Origin of the sequence: Mesorhizobium sp. M4B.F.Ca.ET.089.01.1.1 (assembly GCF_004022605.1) — a bacterium.
GTDB lineage: Bacteria > Pseudomonadota > Alphaproteobacteria > Rhizobiales > Rhizobiaceae > Mesorhizobium > Mesorhizobium abyssinicae.
The window spans coordinates 1-7,015 of the sequence record NZ_RZOS01000307.1 but is presented as its reverse complement, the minus strand read 5'-3'; the positions used below and the strand labels follow the sequence as shown (position 1 = coordinate 7,015).

8 protein-coding genes are annotated in these 7,015 nt (G+C 64.3%); 3 read left to right on the top strand and 5 right to left on the bottom strand.

The annotated features are described in order from the left end of the window. Both EN780_RS23720 and EN780_RS23715 read left to right on the top strand, forming a co-directional pair. Positions 1-1,187 (top strand): ATP-grasp domain-containing protein (locus EN780_RS23720; RefSeq protein WP_245500093.1); only part of this gene is annotated, 1,187 nt, incomplete at its 5' end. 3 nt (positions 1,188-1,190) lie between these two features. Continuing rightward, entirely contained in the window at positions 1,191-1,967 is a 777-nt protein-coding gene (locus tag EN780_RS23715) for an alpha/beta hydrolase-fold protein (protein ID WP_128275484.1), read from the top strand. Positions 1,968-2,054: 87 nt separating this feature from the next. Here the strand turns inward: EN780_RS23715 and EN780_RS23710 are convergent, their stop codons facing one another. From EN780_RS23710 to EN780_RS23695, 4 genes are all read right to left on the bottom strand, one after another. Continuing rightward, positions 2,055-3,143, bottom strand: a complete 1,089-nt coding sequence (locus tag EN780_RS23710; protein ID WP_128275483.1) for an AbrB family transcriptional regulator — start codon at positions 3,141-3,143, stop codon at positions 2,055-2,057. A gap of 81 nt (positions 3,144-3,224) precedes the next feature. After that, positions 3,225-3,533 (bottom strand): putative quinol monooxygenase, encoded by a 309-nt coding sequence (locus EN780_RS23705; protein WP_127282250.1) that lies wholly within the window; start codon positions 3,531-3,533, stop codon positions 3,225-3,227. Positions 3,534-3,582: 49 nt separating this feature from the next. After that, a complete protein-coding gene (locus EN780_RS23700; protein ID WP_128275482.1) occupies positions 3,583-4,371 on the bottom strand; it encodes an SDR family oxidoreductase in 789 nt (262 codons plus the stop codon). Between the two features lie 81 nt (positions 4,372-4,452). After that, positions 4,453-4,890: a DsrE family protein gene (locus tag EN780_RS23695; RefSeq protein WP_128275481.1), complete on the bottom strand. Its 438-nt coding sequence runs from the start codon at positions 4,888-4,890 to the stop codon at positions 4,453-4,455. 165 nt (positions 4,891-5,055) lie between these two features. On the opposite strand from EN780_RS23695, the gene EN780_RS23690 reads away from it, so the two are divergent. After that, a complete protein-coding gene (locus tag EN780_RS23690; RefSeq protein ID WP_128275480.1) occupies positions 5,056-6,138 on the top strand; it encodes a hypothetical protein in 1,083 nt (360 codons plus the stop codon). A 115-nt stretch (positions 6,139-6,253) separates the two neighbouring features. Here EN780_RS23690 and EN780_RS23685 read toward each other — a convergent pair. Continuing rightward, positions 6,254-7,015 (bottom strand): cation diffusion facilitator family transporter (locus EN780_RS23685; protein ID WP_133372688.1); only part of this gene is annotated, 762 nt, incomplete at its 5' end.

Here is a 7,015-nt window from a genome sequence, read left to right as displayed (position 1 = left end):
ACGCCGGGGGAGGCCCATCCATGAATTTTGTGTTCTTCTCGCCGCATTTTCCGGCCAATGGCGCCGACTTCTGCGATCGGCTGAAGAAGGCCGGCGCCACCGTGCTTGGCATCGGCGATGCGCCTTATGAGGCGCTGAGCGGAAAACTGAAGGCGGCGCTGTCGGAATATTACCGCGTCGCCGACATGGAGGACTACGAGCCGGTGTTCCGGGCGATGGGCCATTTCATCCACAAATGGGGGCGCATCGACCGTTTCGAGTCGCTCAACGAGCATTGGCTGGAGCTGGAAGCCAACATCCGCACCGACTTCAATATCTTTGGCACCAAGCTCGATTTCGTGAAGAACCTGAAGCGAAAGAGCCGCATGCGCGCCTTCTTCCGCAAGAGCGGCGTCGAGACCATTCCGCAGCGCAAATGCTCCGATCGGGCGGGCGCCATGACCTTCATCCGCCGCGTCGGCTATCCGGTGGTGGTGAAGCCTGATTCCGGCTCGGGCGCCTCGAACACGTTCAAGATTTCCAATGCGAAGGAGCTCGACCAGTTCTTCCGGGACAAACCGGAGGGCGTGACCTTCGTCATGGAGCAATTCATCGAGGGGCTGGTGGTGACGTTCGACGGTCTGGTCAACCGCGACGGCGAGGTGGTGCTGGCGGCCAGCCACCGCTACGACCAGAGCGTCATGGAGGTGGTCAACCGCGACCGCCACATGAGCTACACCTGCTTTCCCGAAATCAGCCCGGCGGTGGAAGAGGCGGGCCGCAAAATCCTCAAGGCGTTCGACGTCCGCGAGCGGTTCTTCCACATCGAGCTATTCGAGACCAAGGACAAGCGCGTCATCGCGCTCGAGGTCAACATGCGCCCGCCGGGCGCCTGGATGACGGATGCCATCAACTACACGTTCGACGTCGACGTCTATGCGGCATGGGCCGACATGGTGGTCAAGGACGCCGCCGGCGGACCCTACGAAGGCAAGTATTTCACCGCCTACGCCAGCCGCAAACGCCACCTCCACTATTTGCACAGCCATGCGGACGTGCTAGCCGCCCATGGCGACAAGATCGTCCATCACCAGGCCATCGAAGAGGTTTTCAGCCGCGCCATGGGGAATTACGCCTACCAGATGCGTTCGAAGGACCAGACGGCGCTGCGCCAGGCGGTCGACTACATCCACGCGGAAAAGGCGTGAGCGATGGACGTGTCCTACCACAAGGGGTTTGCCAAAAATCTCGGCCGCGACATGGAGTACAAGCGATACGGCCACGCCGGCCGGCCGGTCGTGGTGTTCCCGACCTCGCAAGGGCGCTTCTACCAGTTCGAGGATTCCGGCGGGGTGGGGGCGCTGGCCGAGTTCATCGATACAGGCCGCATCCAGCTGTTCACGCTCGACGGCATCGATTCCGAATCCTTCTTCGACAAACATGGCGATCCTGCGCAGCGTATCGCGCGTCATGAAGCCTATTTCCGCTATGTGCGCGAGGAAGCACTGCCGGAACTGCAGTCGATTGCCGCCAAGGCCAATGGCGGGCGCAATCTGAAGCCGCTGTTCTCTGGCTGTTCGATGGGCGGCTATCATTCGTCGAACTTCGTCTTCCGCTTTCCGGAACTGGCCAGCGGCGTCATTGCGCTGTCCGGCGTCTATTCGACCCGCGATTTCTTCGGCCGGTCGCTCGAGGGCAGCATCTTCTTCAACTCGCCGCTCGACTATTTGCCGGGCATCGTGGACCAGAAGCTGCTCGGCCGGCTGCGGGCGCTGAGGCTGATCTTCTGCTGCGGGCAGGGCGCCTGGGAAGAGCGCATGCTGGTCGAAACGCGCGAACTGGAACAGGTGCTGCGCGACAAGTCCATCCCCGCCTGGGTCGACTATTGGGGCGGCGATGTCAGCCATGACTGGCCATGGTGGCACAAGCAGCTGGTCTATTTCTTCGGCCGCTGGCTGGACGAGGACCTGATGAAGCGGCTGGATTGAACCGCAACCGACCCGGTCCGCGGTTTTGCGAAGCTTGCCGATGCCGGCGGCACAAGGGCCTTTCCAGGCAGGTTCGGGCGCTTTGCCCTATTCCTTAATGCTTCTCGCCACCAGCCGCGCCACGCTCGGGCCGACGAGCAGCACAACGAGGAAGCGGGCCGACTGCAGCGCCATGACGAAGGAAATGTCGACGTTCTGCGCCGCGGCGGCGATGATGGCGACGCTGTCCATGCCGCCGGGGCTGGTCGCCAGATAGGCGGTGAGCGGATCGATGCCGAGCACGCGGCTGATGACGAATGCCATGCCGCCGCAAAAGGCGATCAGCGCCACGATCGAGCCGATGATCTGCGGCAATGCGCGGGTCGCGTGGCGCAGGATCGGCCGGGTGAAGTTCAGGCCGATCGACCAGCCGATCGGGGCGTAGCTGACCGCGAGCAGCCATTGCGGCAATTGCATCTCCACGCCGAAGCCGAGATGGACGATGGTGCCGAAGATGAAGGTGCCGAGGAAGAACGGCGACGGCAGCCGGCAAAGCCGGCCGAGCAGGCCGCCGACAAGCGCGACAGCGAGCATCGCGGCAAAGGCCATCCATTCGATCGCCGGGAACCAGACGATGGCCGGGGCTTCGATGCCCGATGTGTCGACCCACATACGGGCGATCAGCGCCGCGGTCATCGAGACGAAGATGACGCGCAGATACTGCATGAAGGCGACGAGCCGCTGGTCGGCGCCGAAGGCGCCCGCCATCAGCACCATGGCCGTGGCCGCTCCCGGCGACGAGCCCCAGACGGCCGTGGTGCCGGGCAGTATGCGCCAGCGGCTGATCAGCCAGCCAAGCAGGCTGGAGGCGGCGACGGTCGCAATCACGGCGCCAAGGAAGAGCGGCCATTCGTTGTAGAAGACGGGGAAGATGTCGGCGGAGATCGAAGCGGCGACGAGGCAGCCGACGACGGCCTGCGCCGAGCCGAACAGGGGGCGCGGCACGCGCACCGTGGCGCCGTTGGTTCCGGCGAGGATCGCCGCCAGCATCGGTCCGATCAGCAGCGCCGCCGGCAGGGCGGCGATTTCCAGCAGGCCGGCGAACAGCAGCGAGAGCGCCAACAGCACCAGCCACTGCCGCGGCGGACGGAGTCGCGCCATGCGTTCAACGGGCGGTTGTTCCGGCGAGGAGTCCATACCCGGCTCTTAGACCGGGCGGGGACAAATGCGAACCCATTTCCCGCGCAAAAGTCCTGATTTGCGTTGCTCCAGGGCGCGTCAGCCGGTGTTGCCGGCGGGCAAGCCGAAGCCGCCGACCGGATGGGTCTCCACCTGGAACTCAAAACCGGCGATGAAGGGCCGCGCCTTGGCGATCGCCGCCTGGACTTCGGGCAATTGCAAGGACGTCTTGTGGCTCGCCTGGTCGGTCCACACCTCGGTGACCCAGATCGCGTCGGCATCGGCGGGGTCGGTGGCGATGATGTAGCTCAGGCAACCGGGCAAGGCGCCGGTGCTTTCGCGCAGCACGTCCATGACCGCATCGCGCTGACCGCGCGCCGCCCGCATCTTGCCGATCAGTCCGTACATTTGCCCATGTCTCCTTACGGTTGCGCGACAAGAGTATGCAGTCGGCGCCTCACGGCATCAACTGGCCACCGTTCACCTCGATCACCTGGCCGGTGATATAGCCGCTCAACAGGTCGGACGACAGGAACAGATAGGCGCCGACGCAATCCTCGGCAGTGCCGGCGCGCCCCTGCGGAATGGTGGCTACCATGCCCTTCATCTGTTCCTCGGTCGAATAGCGTTCGTGGAAGGGCGTGGCGATGGTGCCCGGCGCCACGGCGTTGACGCGGATGCCGAAGCCGATCAGTTCCTTGGCCATGCCGCGGGTCACGTTGGAGACGAAGGCCTTGGCCGAGCCGTAGAGACCGGCACCACCGCCGGCGCCATTGCGGGCGGCGATCGAGGAGGTGTTGACGATGAAGCCACCCTGGCGCTTCAGCCAGGGTATCGCCTTGCGCGAGGCGGTGAGCACGGACCGCGCGTTGAGGTCCATCACCGCGTCGTAATGCGCCTCGGTCTGCTCGGCATAGGCAATCCGGCCGAGCATGCCGCCGGCATTGTTGACCAGCCCGTCGAGGCGGCCGAAATGGCTGGCACTCTCCTCGACGACACGCTCGACATCGGCGGACACCGAGAAATCACCCTGGGTGAGGAAGACCTCGCCGCCGCGGTCGCGGATGATGCTGGCGAGCGTCTCGGCGGCCTCGCGGCTCGCATTGTAGTGGAGCGCGACGCGGCATTTCTGCTTCGCATAGGCCAGTGCAAGGGCGGCGCCGATGCCGGTCGAAGCCCCGGTGACCAGCACCGCTCTATCTGCGAGATCCGGGATGACAAGGGCAGAGCTAGCGGTCGCCGGCATTTCGATCCTCCGAATTTACGCCCGTCCTTGGTAGGACCTCGCCGCCCCGGTATTCAAGCCCCCGGTCGTAACCCCGGGACTCTAGGGCCTGAGATAGACATAGCCCTGGCGCTGCAGCTCGGCGAGCTTGACGACGCCGCCCTTGTCGGCGACCTGGAAGCCGGCGAGCAGGTCGGCAAGCGTGATGTCCATGCCATGCATGGTGTTGCCACAGGCTTGCGGAACCAGCCCCTGCTGGACCAGCCCGGCAAACCGGCTGGACGTGGCGCCGGATGCGGCCTTGGTCTTAAAGGCCGCAAGGGCCGGGCCATGCACGACAAGCACGATGTCGACATTGCCGCCGGTGCCTTCGTAGTGGTTGTTGATGTTGCCCAGGACGAAATTGGCCTTGTCGACGTCGCTGAGGTGATAGGCGACCTTCAGCCTTTCCTCCTCCGCGGCAGCCGCCTTGACCTGGCGCAGTCCGAAAAGGCCGGCGGCCCCGGCAAGACCGACACGGAAAATATCTCGGCGCAGCATCGCTCTTCCTCCACCAGCCGGGCACTATGGCCTTGCGTGGCCCCGGCCTCGCTAACCATTTGTTTCTACGCAATTCCCTATGGAAAACCGTTACACGCTTTTCCCGGAACTGCTCCTAGACTAGCATGAATCGCAGTCACGTCCTGTCGGTGGGAGGAGGGTCACATGACGTCGAGGATAGCGGTGGGCGCGGCGCTTGGCGCTGTATTGTTCGTTGTCGGCGCGGCTCTTGCCGACGACACTCCCAAGCTGACGGAACTCAGCCCCAACGGCGCCGATGCCTGTTTCGGACGCGTCTACGACGCGGCGCACCTCAAGGCGCATCCAAAGCAGAAGGTGGCGCGCATCTTCTTTTACTATGGCCACGATCCGGTCAGCCGGCCGAACGAGGAGCCGAGCACGTTTGGCGGCGCCGCCTATGATGGCTTTCTCACCACCACGGTGCGCGGCACCAAGAAGCCGGAATGGGCAGCAGGCTGGTGCAATCGTCAATCCGAGGACGGCAAGAGCGGCCCGATCCATTGCGGCATGGAATGCGACCGCACGCTCGCTTCGCTCAAGGTCGACGACAAAGGCCGGCTGATCGTCTCCAACGTACAGCCCGATGTCTATCTCGACGCCGGCGCGGAGGAGGAACTCGGCACGGCGCAGTACAACAAGCAGGCGCTGGGCAGCGAGGACGACAATTTCCGCCTCGACCCGATGCCGGCCGCGACCTGCAAGGCGGAATTCGCGCGCATCGATCCGATCGATCCGGCGCTCGGGGCGCCGTTGCGGGAGCGGCTGCAGCCCGACCAGGCCTTCTGCTATGGCCGCGACTACGATGCCGCGCATCTGAAATCGCACCCCGACCAGGTGACGCAGTCGATCCGGGTTTTCCGCGGGCCGGTCGAACTCGCCTCCTACGCTTCAGGCGGCGATGTGGCCAACTGGCCGGACGGCGCCGACATCGCCGTTTCGGTGACGACCAGGCTGAAAACGGGCAAGGTCACGCAGACCTATTCCTGCCAGGGCGAGGCCGACCAGTGGCGCTGCGCGGCAAGCTCGAAGATGAGCGATTTTGCCTGCGACGTCTCCCAGAAGGAGATTTTCCTCAAGCGCGGCGTCAACGGCACGATGATGCTGGCCAACCCCAACAGCGCGCTTGCCATCGTCGATCTCTGCTCGAAGGCGGCGGATGGCAAGACGAAGTCCGACGACAAGGTCTATCGGCTGAACCCAATGCCGCAGTCGGCCTGCGCACCGTAAGGTCTGTCGTTTCAGGTGATGCCGGCCTGCGAACGGCAACTTCCTGCGCTTCCGGTGCTCACGTACTTCAAGTACGCTCCGCTCCGGTTCTCGCATCAACAGACCTTGCTCGAGATCAAGCGAACGGCACCGCCGTCGTGCCCTTGGGCAGCTTCGCCTCATCGTCCGGCTCGACATGGATGGTGACGCGGACCGAGGGGATTTCGGCCTTCAGCGCGTCCTCGATGCGGTCGCAGATGACATGGCTGTCGCCCACCGTCATACCGGCGTCGACGACCATGTGAAATTCGATGAAGGTGGCGCGGCCGGCGATGCGCGTCTTGAGGTCGTGCACCTCCAGCGCGCCCTTCGAATTGGCCGAGATGATGTCGCGGATGCGCATATGCTCCTGCGTATCCACCGCGCGGTCCATGAGGCCGCTCAGCGATTCTCCGGTAAGCTTCCAGCCCTGGTAGAGGATGTTCAGCGCCACGAGCAGCGCAAGCAAAGGGTCAAGGATCCGCCAGCCGGTCATCACCGCGGCAACAAGGCCGACGATGACGCCGACCGAAGTCAGCACGTCGGTCATGATATGCTGACCGTCGGCCACCAATGCCGGCGATCGTTCGGCGCGGCCGTTGCGGATCAGCACCAAGGCCCATGCGGCGTTGACCACAGCAGCGCCGCCGTTGATCATCAAGCCCTCCCAGGGCTGTTCGATCAGTGCCGGGTTCTGCAGCGACTGCCACACCTTGGCTATGATCAGCATCGCCGCCACGACGATCAGCACGCCCTCGAGCACCGCCGAAAAATATTCTGCCTTGTGATGACCGAAAGGATGGTCGCTGTCGGCTGGTTTGTGGCTGATGCGGATGGCCCAGAGAGCGGCGGTCGCCGT

Coding starts and splice junctions, on each gene's coding strand:
- EN780_RS23715 (WP_128275484.1), top strand. CDS start 1,191: ATGGACGTGTCCTACCACAAGGGGTTTGCCAAAAATCTCGGCCGCGAC.
- EN780_RS23710 (WP_128275483.1), bottom strand. CDS start 3,143: ATGGACTCCTCGCCGGAACAACCGCCCGTTGAACGCATGGCGCGACTC.
- EN780_RS23705 (WP_127282250.1), bottom strand. CDS start 3,533: ATGTACGGACTGATCGGCAAGATGCGGGCGGCGCGCGGTCAGCGCGAT.
- EN780_RS23700 (WP_128275482.1), bottom strand. CDS start 4,371: ATGCCGGCGACCGCTAGCTCTGCCCTTGTCATCCCGGATCTCGCAGAT.
- EN780_RS23695 (WP_128275481.1), bottom strand. CDS start 4,890: ATGCTGCGCCGAGATATTTTCCGTGTCGGTCTTGCCGGGGCCGCCGGC.
- EN780_RS23690 (WP_128275480.1), top strand. CDS start 5,056: ATGACGTCGAGGATAGCGGTGGGCGCGGCGCTTGGCGCTGTATTGTTC.